This is a genomic window from Ignavibacteria bacterium, assembly GCA_025612375.1.
In the GTDB taxonomy this organism is placed as follows: domain Bacteria; phylum Bacteroidota; class Ignavibacteria; order Ignavibacteriales; family SURF-24; genus JAAXKN01.
Window position 1 is genome coordinate 1 of the sequence record JAAXKN010000051.1, and the last position, 23,590, is coordinate 23,590.

General features: G+C 43.3%; 18 protein-coding genes and 1 tRNA gene. 2 read left to right on the top strand and 17 right to left on the bottom strand.

All coding sequences use genetic code 11. The features are described from left to right. Positions 1-1,002: 1,002 nt before the first annotated feature. Positions 1,003-1,074: transfer RNA gene (locus HF312_19300), tRNA-Lys, on the bottom strand. Between the two features lie 195 nt (positions 1,075-1,269). On the opposite strand from HF312_19300, the gene HF312_19305 reads away from it, so the two are divergent. Together HF312_19305 and HF312_19310 are read left to right on the top strand one after the other, a co-directional pair. After that, the gene (locus tag HF312_19305) at positions 1,270-2,634 is read left to right on the top strand and encodes a sigma-54-dependent Fis family transcriptional regulator (protein ID MCU7522370.1); all 1,365 of its coding nucleotides are present in this window, start codon (positions 1,270-1,272) and stop codon (positions 2,632-2,634) included. Positions 2,635-2,655: 21 nt separating this feature from the next. Further along, positions 2,656-4,305 carry a response regulator gene (locus tag HF312_19310; GenBank protein ID MCU7522371.1) on the top strand — a complete coding sequence of 550 codons (1,650 nt, stop codon included), beginning with the start codon at positions 2,656-2,658 and terminating at the stop codon, positions 4,303-4,305. A 157-nt stretch (positions 4,306-4,462) separates the two neighbouring features. Here the strand turns inward: HF312_19310 and HF312_19315 are convergent, their stop codons facing one another. The 16 genes from HF312_19315 to HF312_19390 all read right to left on the bottom strand — a co-directional run bounded on the left by HF312_19315 (position 4,463) and on the right by HF312_19390 (position 23,075). Further along, on the bottom strand, positions 4,463-5,125 hold the full coding sequence (locus tag HF312_19315; GenBank protein MCU7522372.1) for a response regulator: 663 nt from the start codon (positions 5,123-5,125) through the stop codon (positions 4,463-4,465). Positions 5,126-5,129: 4 nt separating this feature from the next. Beyond that, on the bottom strand, positions 5,130-7,055 hold the full coding sequence (locus tag HF312_19320; GenBank protein MCU7522373.1) for a response regulator: 1,926 nt from the start codon (positions 7,053-7,055) through the stop codon (positions 5,130-5,132). Further along, a complete protein-coding gene (locus HF312_19325) occupies positions 7,045-7,425 on the bottom strand; it encodes a response regulator (protein MCU7522374.1) in 381 nt (126 codons plus the stop codon). Before HF312_19325 ends, HF312_19320 begins: the two co-directional genes overlap by 11 nt. Positions 7,426-7,433: 8 nt before the next feature. Then, positions 7,434-8,693, bottom strand: a complete 1,260-nt coding sequence (locus HF312_19330) for a type II and III secretion system protein (protein ID MCU7522375.1) — start codon at positions 8,691-8,693, stop codon at positions 7,434-7,436. Between the two features lies 1 nt (position 8,694). Next, a complete protein-coding gene (locus HF312_19335; protein MCU7522376.1) occupies positions 8,695-9,585 on the bottom strand; it encodes a hypothetical protein in 891 nt (296 codons plus the stop codon). Then, the gene (locus HF312_19340; GenBank protein ID MCU7522377.1) at positions 9,582-11,129 is read right to left on the bottom strand and encodes a hypothetical protein; all 1,548 of its coding nucleotides are present in this window, start codon (positions 11,127-11,129) and stop codon (positions 9,582-9,584) included. The genes HF312_19335 and HF312_19340 overlap by 4 nt, the downstream gene beginning before the upstream one ends. A gap of 2 nt (positions 11,130-11,131) precedes the next feature. Beyond that, positions 11,132-12,358: a PilT/PilU family type 4a pilus ATPase gene (locus tag HF312_19345; GenBank protein MCU7522378.1), complete on the bottom strand. Its 1,227-nt coding sequence runs from the start codon at positions 12,356-12,358 to the stop codon at positions 11,132-11,134. A gap of 233 nt (positions 12,359-12,591) precedes the next feature. Further along, positions 12,592-14,382, bottom strand: coding sequence for a type II/IV secretion system protein (locus tag HF312_19350; protein ID MCU7522379.1), 1,791 nt, complete (start codon positions 14,380-14,382; stop codon positions 12,592-12,594). Further along, complete coding sequence (locus HF312_19355; GenBank protein ID MCU7522380.1) at positions 14,379-15,755, bottom strand: type II secretion system F family protein; 1,377 nt, start codon at positions 15,753-15,755, stop codon at positions 14,379-14,381. Before HF312_19355 ends, HF312_19350 begins: the two co-directional genes overlap by 4 nt. A 160-nt stretch (positions 15,756-15,915) precedes the next feature. Beyond that, a complete protein-coding gene (locus HF312_19360) occupies positions 15,916-16,353 on the bottom strand; it encodes a hypothetical protein (protein MCU7522381.1) in 438 nt (145 codons plus the stop codon). A 266-nt stretch (positions 16,354-16,619) separates the two neighbouring features. After that, the gene (locus tag HF312_19365; protein MCU7522382.1) at positions 16,620-17,000 is read right to left on the bottom strand and encodes a hypothetical protein; all 381 of its coding nucleotides are present in this window, start codon (positions 16,998-17,000) and stop codon (positions 16,620-16,622) included. Positions 17,001-17,304: 304 nt separating this feature from the next. Continuing rightward, the gene (locus HF312_19370; protein MCU7522383.1) at positions 17,305-18,633 is read right to left on the bottom strand and encodes a UDP-glucose/GDP-mannose dehydrogenase family protein; all 1,329 of its coding nucleotides are present in this window, start codon (positions 18,631-18,633) and stop codon (positions 17,305-17,307) included. Between the two features lie 357 nt (positions 18,634-18,990). Then, positions 18,991-20,790, bottom strand: coding sequence for an LTA synthase family protein (locus HF312_19375; GenBank protein MCU7522384.1), 1,800 nt, complete (start codon positions 20,788-20,790; stop codon positions 18,991-18,993). Positions 20,791-21,597: 807 nt separating this feature from the next. Continuing rightward, positions 21,598-22,050 carry a hypothetical protein gene (locus HF312_19380; protein MCU7522385.1) on the bottom strand — a complete coding sequence of 151 codons (453 nt, stop codon included), beginning with the start codon at positions 22,048-22,050 and terminating at the stop codon, positions 21,598-21,600. Continuing rightward, complete coding sequence (locus tag HF312_19385) at positions 22,051-22,509, bottom strand: helix-turn-helix transcriptional regulator (GenBank protein ID MCU7522386.1); 459 nt, start codon at positions 22,507-22,509, stop codon at positions 22,051-22,053. It abuts the gene before it with no gap. A gap of 17 nt (positions 22,510-22,526) precedes the next feature. Then, a complete protein-coding gene (locus HF312_19390; protein ID MCU7522387.1) occupies positions 22,527-23,075 on the bottom strand; it encodes a hypothetical protein in 549 nt (182 codons plus the stop codon). Positions 23,076-23,590 lie beyond the last annotated feature (515 nt).

Here is a 23,590-nt window from a genome sequence, read left to right on the forward strand (position 1 = left end):
CGCCCCTTTCAGTGACAATTAAGCATGTCGCTTTATTAATGTTGAGCTATATAGAAGCATACAATAAAAATATTCAGTTATTTTAATATTTTAACTTATAATAAAGTTATCGTGAATTAAAAAATTCGAATCGCTTTATAATAATCTTATTTGCTTCTAATTTCATCTCTGAGCAGTTGATTTTTATGCAAATAGGAAAAACATACACTCACTTTAGCGATAACTTTTATATTCCTTATTTCATATCCACTATAAATAATTGGCGAATTTCCCTCATAAATGAATTGAAATTCGTATTTTATTACTCCGGTCAAAAATAGACAATTTATTAAGTGCTGTCAATCAATAGAATTACTGAGCCAGTCTTCTGAAATATCAATAATTTTATTGAGATAAAAGTTTATTCCTTAAAATGATTCTTCCATTTGGCCAGCTAAACTGAAAAAATATTTTCTTATATATATATGGTGACGAGGGGCGTTTTCGGAAAATTATTTGAATAAATATAAAAATAAATGGGGGAAAATAAATTTTTAGATCTTTTGGGGCTGCAAAATAGCAAAATTGGCAGTATTTCTAGATTTATTGTTTATAGAAATAAAAGATTATGCAAAAAAGGCGAGGTTTAGTAAATATGGCCTCCAACAGGATTGTAGAATTTCATGAATTCCTTAAGCTGGCGTTGAAGACTTATTCTTATTTAGTACTTGTCTTGGATGCCTTCTGATGGTAGCAGCATCCTACTTCATCTGTCATAATCTACTTCACCCCTTTAGCTTTATGTTAGGTCCGGAATTTCTTTCGAAAGGTTCTTAACGAGCAATTATATTTTCAAGTTTCGGCTTCTCAAGGTGTAAAAAGTAAAATATTTCATTACACAAAACAGAAGTAGTTGAATAGTAATTTTTAGTAATAAATAGGTTGAATTGCATTTTTGAAGTAGTCATGCCTGAATTGTTTAAAATAAAAAAGTGCGAAATCAAAATGAAATCGCACTTTTTGTGAGCGCGGGTGGTTTCGAACCACCGACCCTCTGCTTAAAAGGCAGATGCTCTACCCCTGAGCTACGCGCCCCCAGGATCCAGGGGCTTGCCCCCGAATTGAGATAACAAATATACTACTAATTTAAGTATTTGCCAAGTCCCATTCAAAAAAAATCTTACATACCATCCTTTTTGCCTAAATTTAACGCACCTATTGTTCGACTATAATATATCCATTAATTCTATTTTTTTTGTATATTTGCCCAAAATCCGGTGACTTCAATTTATGAAAAGGAACGCGAAAATACTGATTTCTGACGACGACGAGACTTTGTGCTATCTGCTCAAGGAGGAATTGCTTAATGAGGGCTACTCAGCCGAGGTCGTCTTCGACGGCAAGTACGCCATAGACAGAATAAAGAATAAAAATTATGACCTCCTCTTACTCGACCTCCAGATGCAGGAAGTCCACGGCAATGAGGTGCTCGATTTTGTTCAAAGCCACGCCCCTAACCTGCAGGTTATTATGCTTACGGCTGAAACTGAACTGCGTACGGCTATCGACTGCATTAAAAAGGGCGCTTATGACTATATTTCCAAACCCTACGACTTCGACCACCTGCTTTTAACTATAGACCGCGCTCTGGAACATAAGGATCTGGTGGTTAAAAACACTATCCTTACTTCCAAGGTAAGCCAGAAGGCCCCCAATAAGATTGTCGGCGAAAGTAAACAGATACAGCATACTATAAATCTTGCCCTGAGAGCAGCCCGCTCCGACTCTAACGTCCTGATTGAGGGGGAAACGGGTACGGGAAAGGAACTGATGGCTGAATTTATTCACCAGAATTCCGAACGCCAGGATAAACCTTTTGTTATTGTTAACTGCGCTTCGCTGCCCGACCAACTGATTGAAAGTGAGCTCTTCGGTCACGAAAAGGGCGCTTTTACTGACGCCAAGGCGCCGAAACCGGGACTTGTGGAAATTGCCGACGGCGGCACACTGTTCCTTGATGAAATTGGCGAAATGAGCCTGGCTATTCAGCCTAAACTTCTCAGATTCCTTGAAAACGGCGAGTACAGAAGGGTGGGCGGCGTTGCTAACCTCAAGTCGAACGTAAGGGTTATAGGCGCAACTAACAAAAACCTTATTGAGGAGTCGGAAAAGAAGGTATTCAGACGCGACCTGCTTTTCAGACTGAATGTTATTACGCTTACTATTCCCCCGCTGCGTGAACGCGAGGAGGATACTCTGCTGCTTGCAGAGTTTTTCCTTCAGCTGAAGAGCTCAGTAAGGGATCCTAAAACTCTTTCTCCCGAGGCCAAAAAAGCACTTACAAACTACTCATTCCCCGGCAACGTGCGCGAACTTCAGCATACAATTGAACGCGCTATAATTTTTGCCGAGGGAAACGTTATACGTCCGGAGGACCTGAACCTCCCTTCCGGATACCAGATGAATACCGATGAAGAGGAATTTTACGGCGATATGGGTGATGCAATTATTCCCCTGGACGACCTGGAAAGAATTCATATTAAACGGGCACTGGAACATTACGACTGGAACCGCGAGAATACTGCAAAAATGCTCGGTATTAGCCAGAAGACGCTGTATTCTAAAATATTAAAGTATCAGCTCCGGCAGAATTGAGAGAACAAGCATAATAAATATATGAGTCCGGAAACAAAAGACGATATTAGCTTCAGAAAAGAGTGGGAAGAGATCCTGACTCTGCTGGTGAAAGAAAATTCGCTGGATGTACTTTCTGAAGAGATTCTTGAGAGAAGTGTAAAGCTCACACACAGCTGCCTGGGAGTTCTTGTTTTTGTTGATGATGAAGTAAGCCAGCAGGCGGAGTCAAAAGTTTCCGACAAGGAAAATATTCTGCCTGAGAAGGATTCACTTCTTAATGAAATTAAACCGAATTTATCTTTTCTTTCTGAGTGGTTCAAAGTCAACAGAAAACCTCTTTGCGTTACAGGCAATGATGAGAATAATATTGCCTATCCGCTTTTGACGCTCTTTCAGGTAAACAATATTGTTATATGCCCGTCGTTTCTTAATGAAACAATTCTTTCCCTGTCCATTCTGGGCCGGCAGGAGTCTCATTACAGCAAAGCAGAAATTCATAACCTGGAGCAGTTTGCCTCTATTCTGGCTTTTTCGGTTAACAGCCTTCTTACAAGAAAGCTTAACGCAACGCTTGAAAGCAAGCTATTGCAGAGCCAGAAGCTTGAAACTATAGGCAAGCTTGCAAGCGGCATGGCGCACGATTTTAATAACCTCCTTTCCAGCATATTTGGCAGCATTAACCTGCTTAAAAGAAAGCTAGCAGACAGGGAGGATATTTTTTATCTTCTTGAGAATGTTGAGAACTGCTCGGCGCGAGCTGCCGACTTAACGAAGGGGCTTCTTACTTACGGCAAGCCTACGGCCAAAAGGAAAACGCTTATTAAGCCTTCGCACCTGATGAAGGAGCTGATGGTGGTTGTGGGACAGACTTTCCCCGAAGAAATTGAAATTGAGGAGCATACGGAGCAGGGTCTGCACGACTTTCTTGGCAACGCAACGGAGATATACCAGGTGCTTCTTAACCTGTGCGTGAACGCCAAGGAGGCAATTCACGGTAATGGCAAGGTTGCAATTGAAGCGAAGAACATTAAGGTCCTTGAGAAAAATGCATCCGACTACCCTCTTCTGAAGGAGGATGACTATGTATGCTTTACGGTGCGCGATACGGGTGAAGGTATAAGCGAGGAAAACCTGAACAAAATTTTTGACCCATACTTTTCAACAAAGCAGAAGGAAACGGGTTCGGGTCTGGGGCTTTATGTTACCTACGGAATTGTGAAGGCCCATAACGGCTACATTGACGTTAAGAGCCGCCCGGGCAAGGGGACGGAGTTTAATGTCTATATTCCCGCATTTGACCCTGACGCGGATTCGCCGGCACAGACGGAGAAGATAATACTTCTTGCTGATGACGAGATTATGCTGAGGGATATTCTGGCGGAACTGTTGGAATCGTACGGATACCAGGTAATTGGAGTGCATAACGGGAATGAAGTGCTGAAGGTGCTGACGGAAGAGATTAAAGTTGACCTGCTTATTATAGACTACAAGATGCCCGAGATGGACGGGCTTACATGCATTAAGAAAATTCAGGAGCTGGGGATTGAGGTTCCTGTTATACTTTCCACGGGGTCTACGTCATCTAAAGCGGATAAGGATTTTGAGAAGCTGAAGATAGATTCCGTTCTGGCAAAGCCGTATGAGTTTGACAGGATGCTGGCGGAAGTCAGGAAGACAATTAAGAATTAAAATGGCGCCATTTCGTGTCCACGAGCTGAAGCTCGGAGCTAGTCATAGAATCGGGGGCTAAAGCCCCGTTTTTCTGGGGGAGATTTCGTGTCCACGAGCTAAAGCTCGTGGCTATTCAGGCTGAGAAAGCCCTCCGAGGAGGGCTCAATAATAATTTTTATTTTCCGTCGAGGTCGACCATCTTAATATTATTTACGTAGGGGGAGAAGTTGGGGCTTTTTATCTGTTTGAATTTCTCCAGGACGTTGTTAATCTCTCTTATTGCGCCTTCTATATACTCTACTTTTTTTATGATCGCTTCGGGCGATATTTCTTTTTTGCTTACTTCCCTCTTTATTGCCGCTGCCGAGAGATTTATCAAAGTTAACGGCTGCTTTATTTCGTGATTGGCTGTAACTACTGTTGCTGTAAATGTATTTATCTTCTCTAATTCCAATAATAATTTCTGCGTTTCACGGAGCTTTAATGCCGAATGGATCCTTGCCAGTAATTCTATTTTATTTACGGGTTTTCTAATGTAATCGAATGCTCCTGCCTGAAGGCCTTCTTTGGTTCCTTCGGCCTCGGTCTTTGCTGTTACGAGTATAACCGGAATGTCTTTTGTAACGGGAGTATTTACAAGCGTGCGGCATACATCCATGCCGTTTAAGCCCGGCATCATTACGTCCAGGAGGACAAGGTCGGGCTGTTCGTTAATTGCTTTTTCGAGTCCGCTCTGGCCGTCGTATGCAGTAATAACTTCAAAGCCCTCGCGCTGCAGGCGGTCCTGCAGTAAGAATACGCTATCGGGATGGTCGTCGATTACAAGTATCTTTTTCATTTTATCACTCAGCTATATTATTTAGTACTTTTTCAATTTTGAATGACAGTGATCCGGAATTAACGGGTTTGGATACGAAGTCATCGAAACCATTCCTAATTAAAATCTCCTTTTCGTCAATCATTTCGTGAGCTGTAAGAGCAAAGACGGGGATGTCTTTAAGGTTTCTTTCAGCTTTAATTCTTTTAATTGTTTCAAATCCGTCCATCTGCGGCATCATTATGTCAAGAAGGATGAGGTCGGGCTTCAGCTTCTGAAGCGTAGTAAGGCATTCGAGTCCGCTTTTTGCAAACACGGTTTCGCAGCCTGAATCTTTTAATATTTCACCAACTTCAGAAAGAGTATCGGTATCATCGTCAACAATAAGCACTTTGTTTAACGGAAGCTTATTTACGTCAGGGGCAGCTTTTTCAGTGTCATTTTCAGGCTCGCTTTCAATCAGTATGGATGAAGTATCTTCTTCGGGAATGCCTTCCTCCATGCGGATCCGGTCCCTTATAACTTTAAGAATTTCGATGCGGTGGCCTTTTGACTTTATTGCAGCTTTCTCTATGCTGCCCATTAGAAGCGCCATTTCCTCTTTGTTAAGCGCGGGCTTAAGGCAAAGGACAACAGGGATATCCTTTGTTTCATAGGAAGTTTTAAGGCGGTCTATGAGTGAAATGCTATCGCCTTTCTGCATGAAGGCATTAATAAAGACTATCTGCGGCTGAAGTTTTTTTATAATCTTAAACGACTCATTCTGCTCTTTTGTAATTGTGACCTTTACATCTTTTAAGTCTTTAATGGCCGGGAGGTCTTCGAAGCCCGCGCAGATAACGCTTTTTACTCCGTGAAGCCTTTCGGCAAAAGATGTAATGAGAGAAGCATCGAGGCTCTGGAAAGAATAATCGTACACCCCCAAGCCGTAGCCGAAATTTAAGGGTTCCACAGTATTATAAAGGATTACAGGAATAGCGGAATTTTCCTTAAGTTTTTTCAGCGCGTGCCATGAAGACATATCGTTTGAAGAAACAGAAAGTGTAACGGCAAAGGGTTTATACTGCAATAAACCCTTAATTCCCTCTTCAGAGCTTTCGGACTGAATTATATTATAGTTTTTTGAAGAGAGATAGCTGCCGATAATTTTTCTATTCTCAGCATTGGGATCTATGACAAGAATTGTTTTTTCATCAGGTTCTATTACAGGAATTACTTCTTCAGCTGGAATATTTTTTTCAGTTTTAATTATTTCTTCAGCCTGAATTACTTTTTCGGGCTCTTCCCTGCGGACCTTGAGCTCGCGGACGAGGTTTTCGAGCTGGTGCATATCGTATGCCTTGCTGAGGCCGGAGGCAAGCTGGTCCTTTATACCGTTAAGGTATTCCTTAGCCCATTTTGACGGAGAGCCGACGGAAGCCATTTCGAGTACGGCAATAACTTTTCCGTTATAGATAACGGGCATAATTAGAAGATAGCGGATCTGAAGCTCCAGGAGTCCCGAGCGGATAACGGGAAAATTTTCCGTAAAGAAATATTCAGCCTCTTCGGCTTTTTCAATTACGCGCTCATATAAATCGATCTTACCATTAGCAAGAGAGGTTTCATTTAAGATTCCGTAAGATGAAAGGAGCACGGGTTCGCTCCGGGCAGTCATATAGATGCGTCCGGCGGTAAAGCCCGCAGTCTTAATGATCCTTGCCAGTACTGCGTCCGACATTTCTCTTAAAGACAGGTTCTGGTTAATAAGAGAAATAAACCCTGAGTATTCGGCTTTTGCCCTCGCGTTTTTTTTATTTAGGAACAAGAGAACAAAAACCAGCGAAAGAGCAAGGCCTGCGAGGCCCAGGACAATTTTTCCTGTAAACGAATAGAAAGTAAGAGTGGAACTGGCAAAGATAATAACTACGGCAGCGAGGGCTGTAATTAAGATCCTGTAGCTAATCTTCATGTTCTTTTTCTTTTTGCAAAACTTTTCTTATAGTAATAAGGAGCTCATCGAAATCGTAAGGTTTACTAATAAAATCGCTTGCGCCCAGCTTAGCCGAATCTATAGCGCTTTTAACGTCGGCATAAGCTGTAAGCACAATAACTTTAACATCCATTTTTCTGGCCTTAAGGGTTTCGAGGACATAGAATCCGTCCTTTTCAGGCATCTTAAGGTCCAGGAGCAGGAGGTCCACCATTCGTCCGGAATCAAGGAAGGCAAATGTTTCATCTGCGCCGTTAACCGAATAAGCGTCGTAGCCGATCTCGTTAAGTTCTTCGCGTAAGAGGGAGCACAGATTGATATCATCGTCCACTATTAAAATTGATTCCATGATAAGACCTACTTTTCTTCCTGTTGATTTTGGTTAAACTGATAGAATTTTATCTGCTGGCGGTTTTTTTCAACTTCCTGCTGAATCTTATTGCCGTCCTTAGGCATAGCGAGCCTTTCCTTTAGAGAAGGCATAAGTTCAGTTTTAATTAAAATAACCACTTCTTTTTTCTGAATAATTTTCTGGTCGCTTCCGGTAAGGTATCTGATACCGAGGACCCACCACGGGAGGTCCTTAAGAATAGGGATTCCGGTTCTATCGGTGGTCTCGTCGTTAATAAACAATCCGCCTATGACGGTTTCCTCGCCGTTAAGCATAAGCACCTGAGTATTGGCAGAAGTCTTTCTAATTTCAGTTGATATTTCGGAAGGAACCGCGCTGCTTCTTTCCACGTTCAGGTTCAGGAGCACATAATCCAGATTATCTTCCCTGTAAATATACGGAGTTACTTCTATAATTGTACCTGTGGGATAAAATTTATCTATAATATTTCCCGAAAAATCGCGTGTCTTAATTGAGAAGTCGCTGCCGATCTGAATTCTTCCCTTCTGGCCGCTTCTGACGCTGACGTTAGGAGAAGCAATAACCTCGCCCAGGTTTTCGGATTCGAAGAAGCGGAACATAGCGGTTGCAGCGCCTGTAAAGCCGCCAATGCCGAAGTTAGAAGCGGCGCCCGATAAATTAAAGTCGGGTGATTTGGCAGTAGTTGTTGAAGAACCGCTACCGCTGCCGTCTGAACCGCTGCTGCTGCTTTCGGTAAAGGTTCTGCTATCGGCGCCGATAGAGAGGTTCTTCTGCGAGAGGAGGAACTGCCAGTTAATGCCGCGCGATTTCATGGCAGAGATATTAGCCTCAAAGAAGACGGCGGAGATTTTAACTTCCCTTGAATCGACGGCTGCGTAAATGTCATTTGGCTTCTGTTCCGGTTTCTGTTCGGTGCGGGCTTTAATAATAATTGCGTCCTGGTTTTCCTCATAAGCAAGACCCGCGAACTGTGTAATAATAGTAAGCGCTTTTTTATAAGGCAGGCCGACAATTTCAACGCCGATGGGGTTATTGACGCCGGCTGTAGATACGATTGTTTTGCCGGTCAGTTTAACGCTAACGCGGCTTAAGATCTCGACAGCCTTGCTGAATGGGACGTTTTCAGAAAGAGTTACCAGCTCATCGGGGTTAACGTAGCCGCTGAGCTCTTTTTCCACGTCCTTTTGAGAATACAGGGGCATTGCAAAAGCAAGCACAAGCAGACAGATAATTATTCGTTTCATTTTATTTTTTCTTCCTATTGTCTTCTTTTTCAAGTTTCAGGAATATTTTTTCCACTATTCCGCCTTTATTGAGTATGAAAGTAACCTGGTTCTGGGCGTAGTCGATTTTAGTAAGGTAGCCCAAATAAACCGGATCGCCTTCCATAAGCATAAACGTATTACCTTTGGCGTCGGATATATAAGCGCCGTCGGGTACAAGAGCCAGGAGTCTTCCGTTTTCGACTTCAGCCAGATCATCCATATTAGGCGGAAGCTGAGTTCTTATAAGCGGGTAGAACATATCGTAAATGCCGCCGGGCTCGAGGGAGTTTTCCACAAAGTTAGAAGTTGTAAAGCGGTCGTCGTTTGCATAATAGACAGACACGTTAAAAGAGAAGGCCACGAGGTAATGCGATACCTGCTCTTTATCGGCCGTAATGCTGGCAGTAAGGCTGACGTTTTTAATTTTCTTCAGCTCCTTGCTCTGTTCAATTGCGTAGATGAGGCTGTAGACGTCATGAAACTCGCCTGCCCCTGAGAGCTTATATGAATAAAGGTTAAACGATTTTTCGGGTTTGCTGTCGATAAACTCAATATCTATATGTGTATAGGGAGAAAAGCCGGCCGACACGCGGTTAACGAAATTATAGAAGTCGGTCTGCCTGAGCATCTTTGGGATATTAAATTTTCTTTTAGATAAAATTGAATCGAGCGTCATAGCCTTAAGCTGGACAACTTTAAGCTGAGCCTCGAGGTCGGAGGTGCTTACGGCGCTTGCCTTAAGTTCGGCCTCGCGTTTGGATTTTTTCTCCAGCTGTTTTTTCTGGTAAATGAAGCTGTAGGAAGCCCCGGCGGCACTTATAAAAATTAAGATAGCCAGCAGTATTATAGTATTCTTAGTTTTCCGGTTCATTTGGTATTCCCGGTATTTTGTAACATGTCGAAATTCATAATAAACTTATAAGCATTTTTTTCCCTGAGGGGTTCATAGACCATACTTTTAAGCACAGCCTCGTTATAATCGCTGAAGGCCGTAACAACGCCTCTTGTAAGCGCGTATCCGTTAACCGTAATCTGGCCCGCGTTATCGCTCTGAACAGCCGTAACCCACATACCCTTGCGCGCCATGATAAAATCGGCCATTTTGCGCGATACTGTGCCCCAGACCTCGGCGCCTTTGGAGGCGGAATCGAGAATGGCCTGAGTGGATCCGAAGTTATTTATTTTGCCCTGCTGGTAATTTATATTGTCTAAAATTTTCTGGTTTCTCTGCTGCACGAGTGTGAGCTCGTTTATGCTTTTATCGAGCCTGTTTATTTCCTTGTTGTTGGTAAGGGCTGTTTTTGTAAAAAAGAATGTAAGGAAGAAAATTAGAGGCAGAATAAGAAGGCTGTACCATGCGAACTGGAACATCTTCTGGTCTTCCTTAACGTACTGCGGCAGAAGGTTAATGCCCTTATACTTATTTTCAAGTTCACAAAAGTATTCGTAGGCTACGGCAATTGGGACGCTGAAGCTGGAGACTTTTTCCTTCAGGTCGTCATCGAGCGCGGTGAGGTCGAGGTCGGTAAAATCGATTTTGCTTACGTTCGCCTCCGGGAAAGTGCCGTAGAAAGAGAGCACCAGGTTTTCGCTTTCATCCTCGCCGCAGATAACAACGTTATCTATGCGCGGGATGCCGCCGTTTTCCATTTCAAGGAGTATTTTTGAAAAGTAGACGTCGTATGTATGGAGGTTAACGGTACCGATATCGAGCGTGGCGCCGATGTGTTTAAGCTCCTTACCCTGCAGGAAGATGAGCTTGCTGTATTCCTTGCCTATATAGACTACGAGGGAGTAGTCGTCGGGGAAGAACTTTTTCTTGTGTGCCACGTAGTAGGCCAGTGACAAATCGGCACTTTTTACCGATGGTATCCGGTAAAATTTTCTGCTATTTGCGCGGGCCAGGGCGTTGATGTTGGCGATGCAGTGGATTTCGCCGTCGGCAAAGACCGAGAGGTACTGTCCGCCTGCAAGTTCCTTATAGCCGAGGCTGTTTTTATCGACCGTTATATTCTTTGATTTCTGGATCTCCTCAATCATTGCCTGAATGAGTTTGGAGGAGTTTTTATCCTTAGATTCCTTAGAGCCTTCAAAGACGTGGTAGTGGACCGCGGGTTCAGTAATTGCGGGAATAAAATCGCAGTTATTGAGATTTAAGCCTGCAAGAGCGGAATTAAGCATTCCCTCGCCTGTGCTGACGGGTGCCGCCGCAGGTTCGGCGCTAAGGTCGCCGAGCGAGATATCGCCCGACATTCCGTCGAGGCTGATGGCCGAAAAAGCTTCAACGCTGGCCTGACGTGCATTAACGAGGTCGAAATCGGCCGCCCTCAGGAGCCTGTAGTGCTTTTTATCTTTGGCTACGACGGCAAGTTTTGTATCGTTACCTTCGCAGTATATACATACTAAAGTTTTCATAATTACACCGCCGCAAGAATTTGCTGCATCCTCTGTTTATTATTAGCGTAAGCCATAGCGTTCTCGAGAGAGATCCTTCTGGCTAAGTAAAGACTCTTCAAATCCTGTTCCATAGTTAACATACCCTGCTGCCCGCCCTGATTGATCATCATATAAATTTCGCTGGTGTTGTTGTTTTTAATTGCGGCGCGGACGCTTGCGTTAACGACGAGGACCTCCTTTGCCAGGACGCGTTTGCCGTCGAGGCTGGGGACAAGCTTCTGGGAGACGATAGAGACGAGCACGTCTGCCAGGCGGTTACGCACGCGTTCCTGTTCCGAGGGGTTCACCTCGGCGATAATTCTGTCTATGGATTCAACGGCGCTTGAAGTGTGGAGTGTTGAGAACACCTTGTGACCCGTATCTGTAACCTCGAGGGCGGCCATAATGGTATCGGGGTCGCGCATTTCGCCGATAACTATGATATCGGGATCCTGCCTTAAGGCCTGGATAACGCCTTCTTTGAAAGTCGGAACGTCGCGCCCAACTTCGCGGTGGCGGATGATGCAGGCTTTTGATTTATGAACAAATTCTATAGGAGCCGCAATAATAACCACGTGGGCGGGGTCGGACTGGTTATGCCAGTCGACAATGGCGTCCAAAGTGGTGGATTTACCAGAACCCGTAATGCCAGTAATAAGTGTAAGTCCCTGTTTCACGTAAGCGTGGCTCATGACCTTAAGGACTCCCTGGTGGAAGCCAATGGACTGGATGGGGCGCAGATTGCTAGAAATAGCGCGCATATTGAGGGCCAGGCAGTCGAGGTCGTAATAAGCATCGGCTCTGAAGCGTACGTTATCGTTTTTCTTCTCGTGGAAGAAAGTATAGGAAAAGTCGAGGTTTCCGGATGACGTGAGTTTAATTCTCTGGTTATCGTTAAGGAGGCTGAGGATCAGGACTGCAGCCTCATCGGCAGAAAAGGAAGGAAGGTTTTTAGCGGGTTCTTTTTTGCCGAATATTCTGAACCAAACGAAGCCCGCCGTGCCGTGTCCGCCGAGTTCGATATCGGAGGCATTTTTTTCAATCATCTCGGTTAAGAGGTGATTTACCATGCAGAGGAGCGTACGTTTATCGTCGTTTTTTAGGAGCGTAAGGTTTTCGCTGATCCAGAGCACGCGGTCGGGGCCGAAGTAGGTGTTCGGGATTTTGGCCGCGAATTCAGAGAGTATTTTTTTTGTTGTGTTTAGCATTTATTATATTGATATAATTTCAAAATTGTGCATGAATGGTGCCAGGAAATGGTTCCTGGCCCCGCACCGGAAATGGCGCGGCTGGCCGCGGCGCCGGGATATTGGGGGACCATGTCGTTGTTACAGACAAGTCGCTCCTCCGGAGCTCAAAATCAATTTTTGATTATGTCCACGAGCTAAAGCTCGTGGCTATTCAATCTGAGAAAAGCCCTCCGAGGAGGGTTTCAAATAGCCTAATCTTCGGTGGTGGAGGACATGACCTCTTCTATGGAGGTCAGGCCCTGGATTACCTTTTCGAAGCCGGCCTCTCTTAAGCTTAATGTGCCGTCTTTTTTGGCCTGGATTCTTATTTTTTCTTCGTCTACTTCTTCGCCGGCCTGGACTATGAGGCGGCGGATCTCTTTTGTAAAGTATAAGGCTTCGTGTATTGCAAGACGTCCTTTGTAACCCGAGCCGCCGCATTTGGGACAGCCCTGGGGTTCATATATTTCGTAATTCTTCCACTCTTCAATGTTGAGTCCCGCTGTATGCATGAGGGCCTCGTCAAATTCGGTTACGCGTTTTTTGCAGTCGGGGCACAGGCGGCGTATAAGCCGCTGCGCCACAATAATATTAATTGCATATGCAATTAAGAAGGGCTCTATGCCCATTTTGTAAAGTCTGGAGACCGCGCTTGGAGCGTCGTTTGTGTGCAGCGTGGAAAATGTTAAGTGGCCGGTGTTTGCAAGTTTAATTGCAACTTCGGCTGTTTCCTTATCGCGCATTTCGCCTACAAGAACTATATCGGGATCGTGACGCAGTATGGCTCTTATTGCCTGCTCGAAGTTCATGCGGTGGCCGATCTTAAGCTGGCGCGCGCCTTCAATAACGTATTCAACAGGGTCTTCAACCGTAAGCACGTTTACGGTGGGATCGATTACCTGATATAGAGCCGCAACGAGCGTTGTACTTTTACCGCTTCCCGTAGGTCCCGTAAGAATAACCATGCCCTGCGGCTTATTGATTGCCTTAACGAACGCGTCGTTGGCATAACCCGTAAGTCCAAGTTTACCAAGATCCTTAATAACCTTTCTGTCGTCAAGGATTCGTATTACGACAGATTCAAACTTATTTTTTAGTTCCGTTCCGACCATTGGGAGTACGGAGACGCGGAAGCGGATTGTGTGGCCGTCAATCTCGCGCTGAATAAATCCGTCCTGCGCGCGTTCGCGTTCAAATCGGTCCAGGCCCTTAGCGCGGTCCTTGACGACTGCAATAACGGCTTCAGGCCATGTATTTTCCTGCTGGAACCAGAGCTTAAGGTCGCCGTCGACACGGAAGAGGACTTCAGTTTTGTTCCCCGCTTTGGGCACGAAGTGGATATCGCTTGCTCCACGGTGGACTCCTTCAATGAGCGCACCTTCAACAAGGTTTATGAGTGCGCTTTTATTTATCTCTGCTTCAAGCGCGTCTTCATCGAGCGATTCCTCCTGGACCTCTACGTTAATTTCCTCGGGGGCTTCTTCCATAGCCTTGAGGTATTCGTTTTCAGGAGGAACAAGGATCTGTATTAACTTCTGGTATTCTTTTTTTCTTATATAGCTTACTTCGTATTTCTTTGCGTTAAGCGCGTAAGCTATTTTAGTAATGCTCCTGTCCGTAGGGTCTATTGCGGCCAGGATCATTTTATCGCGAATTTTCTCATCGTAGTGGAAAGGGATGACGGAGTGTTCGAGCATCTGTCTTTTCAGCTCTTCGGGAACGCTGTTGATCATCCGTTTCATATCGTCTATGCGGGTTTCGGGAATCTCCTCGACCTTAACGTTGAGTTCACGGAACGCATAGAGAATAGCGACCTGGCGGAATATGGTATCGTGGTCCATATTAAAATCCTGCACGAGGATCTGCGCGAGGTTGCGTTTAACTTTTCCATCGTCACTCTGCTTAACACGGAGGGCCTTTTCCAGTATGTCGACATTAATGATACCCTTCTTGAGGAGGAGGTATCCAATCTTGTCGGTCATTTCGAGGCTGGACTCCATCATAGAATAAAGCTTCCCATATAGTTAGTTATAAAGCCGGTCATGGGGTTAGTCGGTGAAATAGTTGCCGTTTCAGCCGAGACGAGAGTAAGCAGAATCATAACAATCATAATGAACATGGCGATAAATACCTGCACGAGCTCTATAAAATTCTTGAGTTTATAAGTAGTTTCACTTTCGTAATAGTTAGCGAGCTGGAGCGCTGTATTTTTAATAGTGCCAGTTTCCTCGCCCGAATGGAAGCGTGAAAGAGCGGTTTCAGTAAATACACCGCTGGCCTCAAAAGCGTCAGTAATGCCGACGCCTTTTTTAATCATAAGGGGTATGGAAATATTCTTAATCATACTTTCGAAATATCTGTTTCCCGTAGCCTCGGCGGCGATGCGTATAGGTTCTATGCTTTCGGCGCTGCCGGAGTACATTGTATAGAACACGCGGCAGAATACTTCCACCATTGTTTTATGGATTAGTGAGCCGAGTATGGGTATTCTAAGAAGAAGCCTGTGCGCAACGAGGCGTCCTTTTTCGGTAGCCGCAAGCTGCATTAAAATAAGGGGCGGAACAATAACGGCGGCAGATACGAGGAGCTTATTATTCATTAAGAAATCGCTCAGCTGCATAGTGAATGCCGTCATTGGGGGAAGCTTCATCTTAAACTTCACAAAAAGTTTTGCTGTTTCGGGGAAGATGTATCCCACATAAAAAAGCACCGCAAGCATAAGTACGAACACCGTAACGATAGGTGTAATGAGCGCGCTTTTAAGGTTCTTCTTAAACTCCATGCGGCGCTCGAGGAACTTAGCCGTAGCGCGGTATATTTCCGTCATATTGCCGCTTTTGGAAGCGAGGCCGAGCATATAGGCGGTAAACTTTCCGAATACGCCCTGGTAGCGCTGGAAAGTAATTTCGCTATCGGCGCCTTTTTTAAGTTCGTTATTAATTTCCTTTAAGCTTTCGCGGAGGCTTTTATTTTCAATATCGTTTATGAGGAGGTTAAGCACCTCGTTAAAGGGGAGCTTCTGTTCCAGGAGCTCAGCGCTGATTTTAACGAAAGATACGATTGCAGGCTGAGGGGGTTTCATATTAACGTCGAGCAGCTTGCGGTTAATAGATATAACCTGGTAGCCGAGCTTGGAGAGGGCCGCGGCCACTTCCTCTTTAGCAAAAGCCTTCTGTTCGCCGCGCACGATCTTATCGGCGCCTTTGCGGGCCTTATACAAGAAAGTGGACTTGCGTTCGATGGACTTAATCTTCAGGTGGTTCTTAGCCGCCAGGCCCTGAATCTTAGACTTTCCTTCCTTGAAGGTAAGAGCCGAGAGGCTGCCGCTGAGGGTTTGTCCGTTTGTTTTTATTGCGCTGAATCTGAGTTCTATCATATGCCGGTTTATTAAATTTGCCTGAAGGGGCTTTACGTGAAAGCTTCAGGATCTATGATTAATTATCGCCTGAAATTTGAAAGTATTTAAATAAAAAACTGCCTTAAAACCGTAATTTTAAGGCAGTCTTAAAAAAACATCAGATAAAAACTGATAAAGACTAGTTCAGAACGTGAGTTGTGATAGTAGTAGGAGTAACGACTGTGTAAGCCTTAACAGGGTTAGTATCGTCATTGCCTTTATCCTTGCCGCATCCGGTAAGATAGATAGTCTGTGAAGCAGCACTGATACCTGTTGTTGAGCCGGCGACATAAGCTGCGCCTGAAGGAACGCCTGTAGCTACAGAGAAGCTGCCTACTGAAGAGCCGGTATCTGTTGCAGCGAGTGTAAATCCGTTAAAGTCGTTCTGACCGCCGCCTAAAGAAGTCGGCTTCTTATAATACTGCTGAGCCTTGGAAGCGAGGTTAGTGAGGTTAGAGACAACCTGGTCGCGTCCGGCGTCTTTAGAGCTTGAATTAAAGAGGTTGATACCTACTACAACAGCGATACCTACGATGATAACGCCAAGAACGATAAGAAGCAATTGTTGCTGACCCATTTTATAACTCCTATTTTTAAGTAATGTAGTTTAATAATTATTTTAAGATCGCCTTTGTACCTGAATCTTCACTTATCGTGCCAAAGAATTTTGCCGCAAAACAAAGAGTATAAGCATAAGCATCAGCAGGATTAGAAAGGCTATCCGGTAAATATTACATGTAAAAGTGTAACAATTACCTCTGTCTGCGGCCTATTATCGGAAGAACGGGAAGAACATTTCAATTAAATTTTTATAAAGATAAAATTAATTTTAGTCGGACAAAATCAGTTAAGTGTCTCGACGTGAAAGTCGCCAGGGCGGACAGTAGTCCTGACCTTAACGGAGTCGGTTCCTGTAACGATTTCATTACCTGTGCCGAGGATAATAATCTGCTGGGAAGTAACGTTTGCAGAATAGCGTCCGTTCTCAGTAATGGCGAGTTCAGGCGGAATTTGCCATCCAATAAAGGTTTTTCCGCCTCCGCCTGTAGCGGTAGGGCGGACGTAGTAACGCTGAGCCATACTGGAGAGGTTAAGAGATTCGTTAACGACGTTATTGCGTTTAGCGTCGAGGAAGCTGCTATGAAACAGAGTAATGCCGGCGATAACGGCGAGGCCGATGATGATAACCGCTAGCATGATAAGTAAGAGTTGCTGCTGACCCAAGAGACCCCCGAAATTTTTTCTAAAGGGGAACAAATGTCGGGCCAAGGCCCGCGGGGGAATTAGGAATTATGAATTTTGAGTTTTGAATTTTGAATTAAAGAAGGGCAATGAATAGCCACGGTCTTTTAAGCCGTGGATTGGGGAGATTCTCTCTCCCGTTTGGGCTTTAGCCCCAGATTTTTGTCCGGGAATCCGGGGCTAAAGCCCAAATGGGGAGATTTCGTGTCCACGAGCTAAAGCTCGTGGCTAGTCAGGTTGAGAAAGGCCCGCTAAAGCGGGTCTCAATAAAATCAATAAAATGGAATTATTTGACGGTTGTTTGGCGGCCGATGCTGTAGTATGTAAAGCCCAGGGATGCAAGGCGCTCGGGGGAATAAATATTACGGCCGTCGAAAATTATGGGATTATTCAATTTATTTTTTATTTCGGTGAAATCGGGGCTGCGGAATTCGGACCATTCGGTTAAGACGAGCAATGCATCGGCATTATCAAGTACGTCCTCTTTTGTTTCGCCGTATCTTATTGCCCCATCGAAATAATGGGCTGCGACTTCCATTGCGGCGGGATCGTAAGCCGATACGCGGGCGCCGGCTTTAAGGAGCTCTCTGATGATATATATCGATGGCGCTTCGCGCATGTCGTCGGTATTGGGTTTAAATGCTAGACCCCACACGGCAAAGTTCTTATCCTTAACATCGCCATTAAAATGCAGCATAATTTTCTTTACGAGGACAAATTTCTGATCCTTATTGACCTTATCGACCACCTGGAGGATGTTCATGGGGCTTTCGTTTTCGCAGGCGGTTTTAATTAGGGCGTTAACGTCCTTGGGGAAGCAGCTTCCGCCGTAGCCTATGCCCGCGAAGAGGAATCTCTTCCCTATCCTGCTGTCGGTTCCCATGCCGTGGCGGACCATATCTATATTAGCCCCGACCTTTTCGCAGAAGTTGGCCAGTTCGTTCATATATGTTATGCGCATTGCGAGGTACGAGTTGGATGCGTATTTGGTAACCTCGGCGCTGGCGGTATCCATTTCGAGTATAGGGTTGCCCTGGTTGACGAACGGCTCATAGAGCTCGCGTATCATTTCGATTGCCTTGCGGCTTTCGGAGCCGATTACGATGCGGTCGGGTTTGCGGAAATCCTCCAGAGCGAAGCCTTCGCGGAGGAATTCGGGGTTAGAGACGACGTCGAAGTTCTCCACGCCTTCGGCTTTTAAGATATCCCTGACCTTAAAGGCGGTGCCGACGGGGACGGTGCTTTTATTAACAATAATCTTATAATCCGTGCAGTTATTGCGCGTAAGTATTTGTCCAATATTCTTAGCGCATCCCATAACGTAGCTGAGGTCGGCCGATCCGTCCTCATCCTGCGGCGTAGGCAGGCAGAGGAAGATAATGTCCGAGTTAAGGACGCCGTACTCGAGGCTGCCGGTAAAGATTAGGCGTTTCTGCTGGATATTGCGGTGGAAGAGGAGCTCCAGGCCCGGTTCATAGATAGGGATCTGGGAGTTCTGGAGTTTCCTGAGTTTTTCAGGGTTATTATCCACGCAGATGACGCGGTTACCGCGGTCCGCGAAGCATGTGCCGGAAACGAGTCCGACGTAGCCGGTGCCGATGACGGAGAGATTCATAACAATTAAAAATTAAAAATTAGGAAATAGGAATTAGGCAAAGGTACGGGGAATGGGAGTAAAAAACAAGGGGAGAAATCGTTCGACGTTCGACGTTCGACGTTCGACGGGAAGAAGGTTCGAAGTTCGAGGTTCGAAGTTCGAGGTTCGAGGTTCGAGGTTCGACGGAAAGAAGGTTCGAGGTTTCAGACTGTGGTGGAGGGGGATGAATAGCCACGGCCTTTTAGGCCGTGGATTGGGGAGATTCTCTCTCCCGTTTGGGCTTTAGCCACAGAGAATTCCTGTAGAATTATAATGGGAGGGGCGGATTGAATGCGGCAATGGCACGCCCCACGGAATTTGAATTTGGATAGCAGTTTAATTCTTATTTATGGATCTGAAATAATCGGCTCTTATTATTTTATCGGATATCTGCCAGGCATTGGTAAAATGTTTTAGTTCAGAAGGTTTTGGCGCGTTATTTGGCAGATATGCGCGCAGATCTTTATCAATTACAATTTTTGAATTATTTTTTGACAGGATGTCATTTCCTAATCCATTCCAATTGGAATTTCCTAAGCCAAGTATGTCTTTTAATGTCGGGAATATGTCGATCTGCCCCATCAGATCCTCATACTGGATGCTATAAGGAGCGTTCAGGACTATAAACGGGACATAGGGGTTCATACGGTCCAGATCTCTGCAGTATTTTTTTATATCAATATTTTCTCTTACATCCTTTGGAAGGGCCTCGTGATCGCCAACAATTATTATAACAGAATTATCATATAAAGAACGTTTCTTCAGTTCATTAATAAAAGATCCGATTGCATAATCCGTATAGTTAATACTCGTTAAGTAATCGCTTAATTCGACGGGAATATTTTGGCCGAACTTAATTCTTTTTTTATTTTCAGACAATTTAAATGGTGTATGGCTGCTTAAGGTTACGATTTCGAGAAGGAATGGATTTTTCAGTTTATCAATTATTTTAACTGACTGGTTAAAAATGGAAACATCGCTTAATCCCATTCCTTCTATATCATCCATTTTCAGATTACTTTCCGAAAACAGAGTATCGTAGCCCAATGAAGGGTTAATACTTCCCTGGTTCCAGAATGAAGGTTTTGTCCCTATTACAGTAGCGCAATAATATCCATAATCTTTTTTAAGGATTTCAGGGATAGAAAGATAATTATTAAGCGGGTAGCGGCAGAATATGGAGCCTTTATTAACAGGCAGCAATCCTGTATTCACCATTATCTGAGTATCGCTTGAGCGTCCATCTTTAGTCTGGGGCAGCACATTAGGAGCAAACACATTCCTTCCCTCTTTAAGCATTTTGTTTAAATTGGGAGTAATTTCGATATTATCGACTGTTCTATTTACCGGCCATGATTCCAAAGATTCAACTATTATTAAGATAACATTCTTTTTATTAAAGCTGCTATTGGTCATATTATCAGTATACTTATTATGATCCTTCAGCCAATTATTTATTTCCTTATAATCTTCCTTATTGATCTTATCGGAAGCGAACATATTCTTTAGTTCCCATCCCCCATAAATAACAGGGCTGAAAGTTACGCAGCCTTCATTAGGATCGGCTTCGAATACTTCCAGTTTAGAGATATAAGCGCCATTCGGCATTTTTTTCGGATAGATATCGGGAATTACAGTTATGAAAAAAATAGCCAATATAAATAGAACCGGGTACCAGCGGTATTTAGAATTCAGCTCACGTCTCTTCCCTTTTATGACCGAATAGTACAGGATTACCAGCAGCAGCGGGATTGAAATAAGGAAAGAATCAATCATCCTGAAAGAGTTCAAGATACTACCGCTTAGTCCATCTAAATTATTAAACTGGCCGATGACGTAGATTGAGGCGATTGTTTCATACGTGCGGTAGTACATCAGATTTGCAATTATGAAAAATTGGAATAACAGAAGGGAGATAAAGAATATATATTTTCTTTTACCCACAGATATATATAGTACAACAAAGCAAAGGACATCAAACAGGGCGTACAATTTTGAACGCAGATGAAGCGACTTAGCATCAATGAACGGGACTCCTATATCATTATAGAAAACCATTAACGATATAAACACAAATGCAATTATGAGCAGTATATAGATTAAGCTGTATTTATAGGAATTAATCTTTTCTTTCATGAAATGCCTCATCTTTTATAACGGAACGAAAATAATGTATCCGAAATTGACAAAAAATAAATTACGGTGCAAGGGAAATAATGACAGGTTCGACGTTCTACGTTCGACGTTCGACGGGGAGGGGGAAGAAGAATGTTGAATTTTGAATTTTGAATGTTGAATGGAGGAAGGGGGAGGAGGAATGTTGAATTTTGAATTTTGAATGTTGAATGAAGGAAGGGGGAGGGGGAATGTTGAATTTTGAATTTTGAATTTTGAATGAAGGAAGGGGGAGGAGGAATGTTGAATTTTGAATGTTGAATGCTGAATGAAGGAAGAGGAAAGAGGAATGTTGAATTTTGAATTTTGAATGAGGGAAGAGGAAGAGGAATGTTGAATTTTGAATGATGAATGATGAATTATATGAAAAAATGGGAAAAGGGGTGTTTTCTGATCTTCCGGATTGACAATAAATGAAAGTTGACCAGATGGGATTACGCGTATTACAAGCTCCGGAGGAGCGCTTTGTTTGTAGAAAACGGCATGTCCCACCCACACCCCGGAGCTGCGGAGCTGCGACATGATGAGGGCAATTAAAAATGAAAAATTAAAAAGGAATGCAATTTGTGCACACACCGCCCTTCAGCGGCAATTATTTCCACGGTAAAAATAATTGTCGTTGGGCGGTAATTTTAATTGTCTTCAACCTTCTGCCTAGGGAATACTAATGGCCCTAACTGAGGAACACTTTGGGACCTGAAACAGGTGACAGGTGGTTTACTGAGTACGAAAGATATAATTTAATAAACGATTACTAACTTCAGAAAATTATTTATCATCTGGTATACTAGTATTATCCAAAATTATATCTGAATTTACCATTTGTAAAACATTTAGTAACGGAACAAAAAATTTATTTAAAGGAGTATTTTCAGTTTTAGCATGTAAAATGCCGCGTATTGTACCAATGGTCAGCATAAGCAAGTGAACTGCAAAATCTTTTGGTAGTCTAATCGTATTATTTTCCCTATCCTTCAATGATTCCCAATCTGATTCTTCAATTTCAAAATGACAACCCGCTTCAATTAAAAGAAATGGGGTATCTTTTTCATTAAATCGTAATTCAACGAAAACGCCTAAAGCCGGCTTATCATCTGAATAACGGAAGTTTGATCTGGTACTTACATTAATAGTCTCTTCCGTTGGCGGTTCACCTATAACCGCGAATTGTTCAGTAGTAATTTGACGAAGTTGAAAACGTATAGGTTTATTCTTTTCCATTTAGGCAGCTTCTTTTAATTGATTTTCTTCAGCAGATTCCTGCATAGTATTATATGGAGGGTTGCTATAGTCATATTTCCCAAATGGTGTAACTGCTTTCTTAGTATAATTTCCCCAAAGTAATTCACCTGATGGGATTTTGAATTGAGCAACTGTCTGAAATCCAGGTACTTCGATTAAACTAATACCCAAGACTTTCTCAATTTTATCCAACGTTTCCAATGTAAAGTTTTCATAGCCCTTCACAATTTTACTAATATGCTGAGGAGAAACGTTTAATCTATCTGCTAATTCTTTTTGGCTGATCTTCTGTTCTCTGATTGCCCTCAATATTTTAAACGCAATCTTTGCAGAATTATCTAACCATCCTTCGTTAGAAACGCGCCACTCTGCCTTTTGAACCCAATTGGAAGGTTCTTTAGAGACCAGTTTACTTAATTTCTCTTTAATATTTTCCATTTTAATATACTTTCTATTTATATATCTTTTAATCCTTCATAATCAAAAATTCCATGACTACGAAGGAAATCCCTGCATCTGTCTAATTTATCTAATTCTTCTTGTGTATGAGTTCTTTCTTCCATTCGGTGTGTAAGTTTGATTGCGCCACCAGTAACTATGAAACAGTTATCAGATACCTTTATAGCATATAAACGGATCCAGCTTCTTTCAAGTACACCATATGCTTTAGTTTTTTGCAAATCAGCAGCTTTATATGCAGCATTAACGAGTGGTCTAAAAAAGCTGTTTACTGATTTGGCGTCAGGTTCTCCATTTTTTATTTTTAAAAATTGCTTTTCAAGCTCTTTAGCATCTTGACGGGTCCTAAATAAAGCTTCTTCAACTGAAAAATTCCTATAAAATCCTCTTGTTAAATCATCTAGATTCTTGTTGAAAAATTCTTCTAAATATTCAATGTCCTGCCACCGATCAAAGAGTGTAGTAAAAATATTTTCCGGGTCGCCATTGTACTTAACCGCAAACAGACTTTGGTTTTCTAATTCAAATATACTAATAAATTTCATAAAATCAACCTATAAGTTGATGCCTTTGATTTGCGACATTTATTATCATTTCCTCCCAATAATTGCCCACATCCATAAATAAACTTGTTTGAAATTAAACAAAATTGGCATTATTAAAAAACATTATTAGCGCGATGAAAAATTAAAAAGTAAGGGCAGAATAAGGTGAAAGCTAGCCAGGTGGAATTACGCGTATTACAAGCTCCGGAGGAGCGCTTTGTGTGTAGAAAACGGTATGTCCCCCCACACCCCGGAGCTGCGAAGCTGCGACATGATGAGGGCAATTAAAAATGAAAAATTAAAAAGGGAGACAATTATATTAAATCCGCCTTCAAACGATGATTATTTTCCCCGGTAAAAAAAATTGTCGTTGGGCGGTAATTTTAATTGTCGTCAGCATTCGCCTGGGGAACACTTATGGCCCTGAGTGAGGAACGCTTTTGGACCTGAAACAAGTGACATGTCAAGGGCCATCAAAACCAGCCACCCAGGGCCATGAAAACCTGCCACCTGTT

Coding starts and splice junctions, on each gene's coding strand:
- HF312_19390 (MCU7522387.1), bottom strand. CDS start 23,075: ATGAAATTTATTAGTATATTTGAATTAGAAAACCAAAGTCTGTTTGCG.
- HF312_19375 (MCU7522384.1), bottom strand. CDS start 20,790: ATGAAAGAAAAGATTAATTCCTATAAATACAGCTTAATCTATATACTG.
- HF312_19330 (MCU7522375.1), bottom strand. CDS start 8,693: ATGAAACGAATAATTATCTGTCTGCTTGTGCTTGCTTTTGCAATGCCC.
- HF312_19335 (MCU7522376.1), bottom strand. CDS start 9,585: ATGAACCGGAAAACTAAGAATACTATAATACTGCTGGCTATCTTAATT.
- HF312_19315 (MCU7522372.1), bottom strand. CDS start 5,125: ATGAAAAAGATACTTGTAATCGACGACCATCCCGATAGCGTATTCTTA.
- HF312_19340 (MCU7522377.1), bottom strand. CDS start 11,129: ATGAAAACTTTAGTATGTATATACTGCGAAGGTAACGATACAAAACTT.
- HF312_19350 (MCU7522379.1), bottom strand. CDS start 14,382: ATGATGGAGTCCAGCCTCGAAATGACCGACAAGATTGGATACCTCCTC.
- HF312_19325 (MCU7522374.1), bottom strand. CDS start 7,425: ATGGAATCAATTTTAATAGTGGACGATGATATCAATCTGTGCTCCCTC.
- HF312_19360 (MCU7522381.1), bottom strand. CDS start 16,353: ATGGGTCAGCAACAATTGCTTCTTATCGTTCTTGGCGTTATCATCGTA.
- HF312_19355 (MCU7522380.1), bottom strand. CDS start 15,755: ATGATAGAACTCAGATTCAGCGCAATAAAAACAAACGGACAAACCCTC.
- HF312_19305 (MCU7522370.1), top strand. CDS start 1,270: ATGAAAAGGAACGCGAAAATACTGATTTCTGACGACGACGAGACTTTG.
- HF312_19380 (MCU7522385.1), bottom strand. CDS start 22,050: ATGGAAAAGAATAAACCTATACGTTTTCAACTTCGTCAAATTACTACT.
- HF312_19345 (MCU7522378.1), bottom strand. CDS start 12,358: ATGCTAAACACAACAAAAAAAATACTCTCTGAATTCGCGGCCAAAATC.
- HF312_19385 (MCU7522386.1), bottom strand. CDS start 22,509: ATGGAAAATATTAAAGAGAAATTAAGTAAACTGGTCTCTAAAGAACCT.
- HF312_19370 (MCU7522383.1), bottom strand. CDS start 18,633: ATGAATCTCTCCGTCATCGGCACCGGCTACGTCGGACTCGTTTCCGGC.
- HF312_19320 (MCU7522373.1), bottom strand. CDS start 7,055: ATGAAGATTAGCTACAGGATCTTAATTACAGCCCTCGCTGCCGTAGTT.
- HF312_19310 (MCU7522371.1), top strand. CDS start 2,656: ATGAGTCCGGAAACAAAAGACGATATTAGCTTCAGAAAAGAGTGGGAA.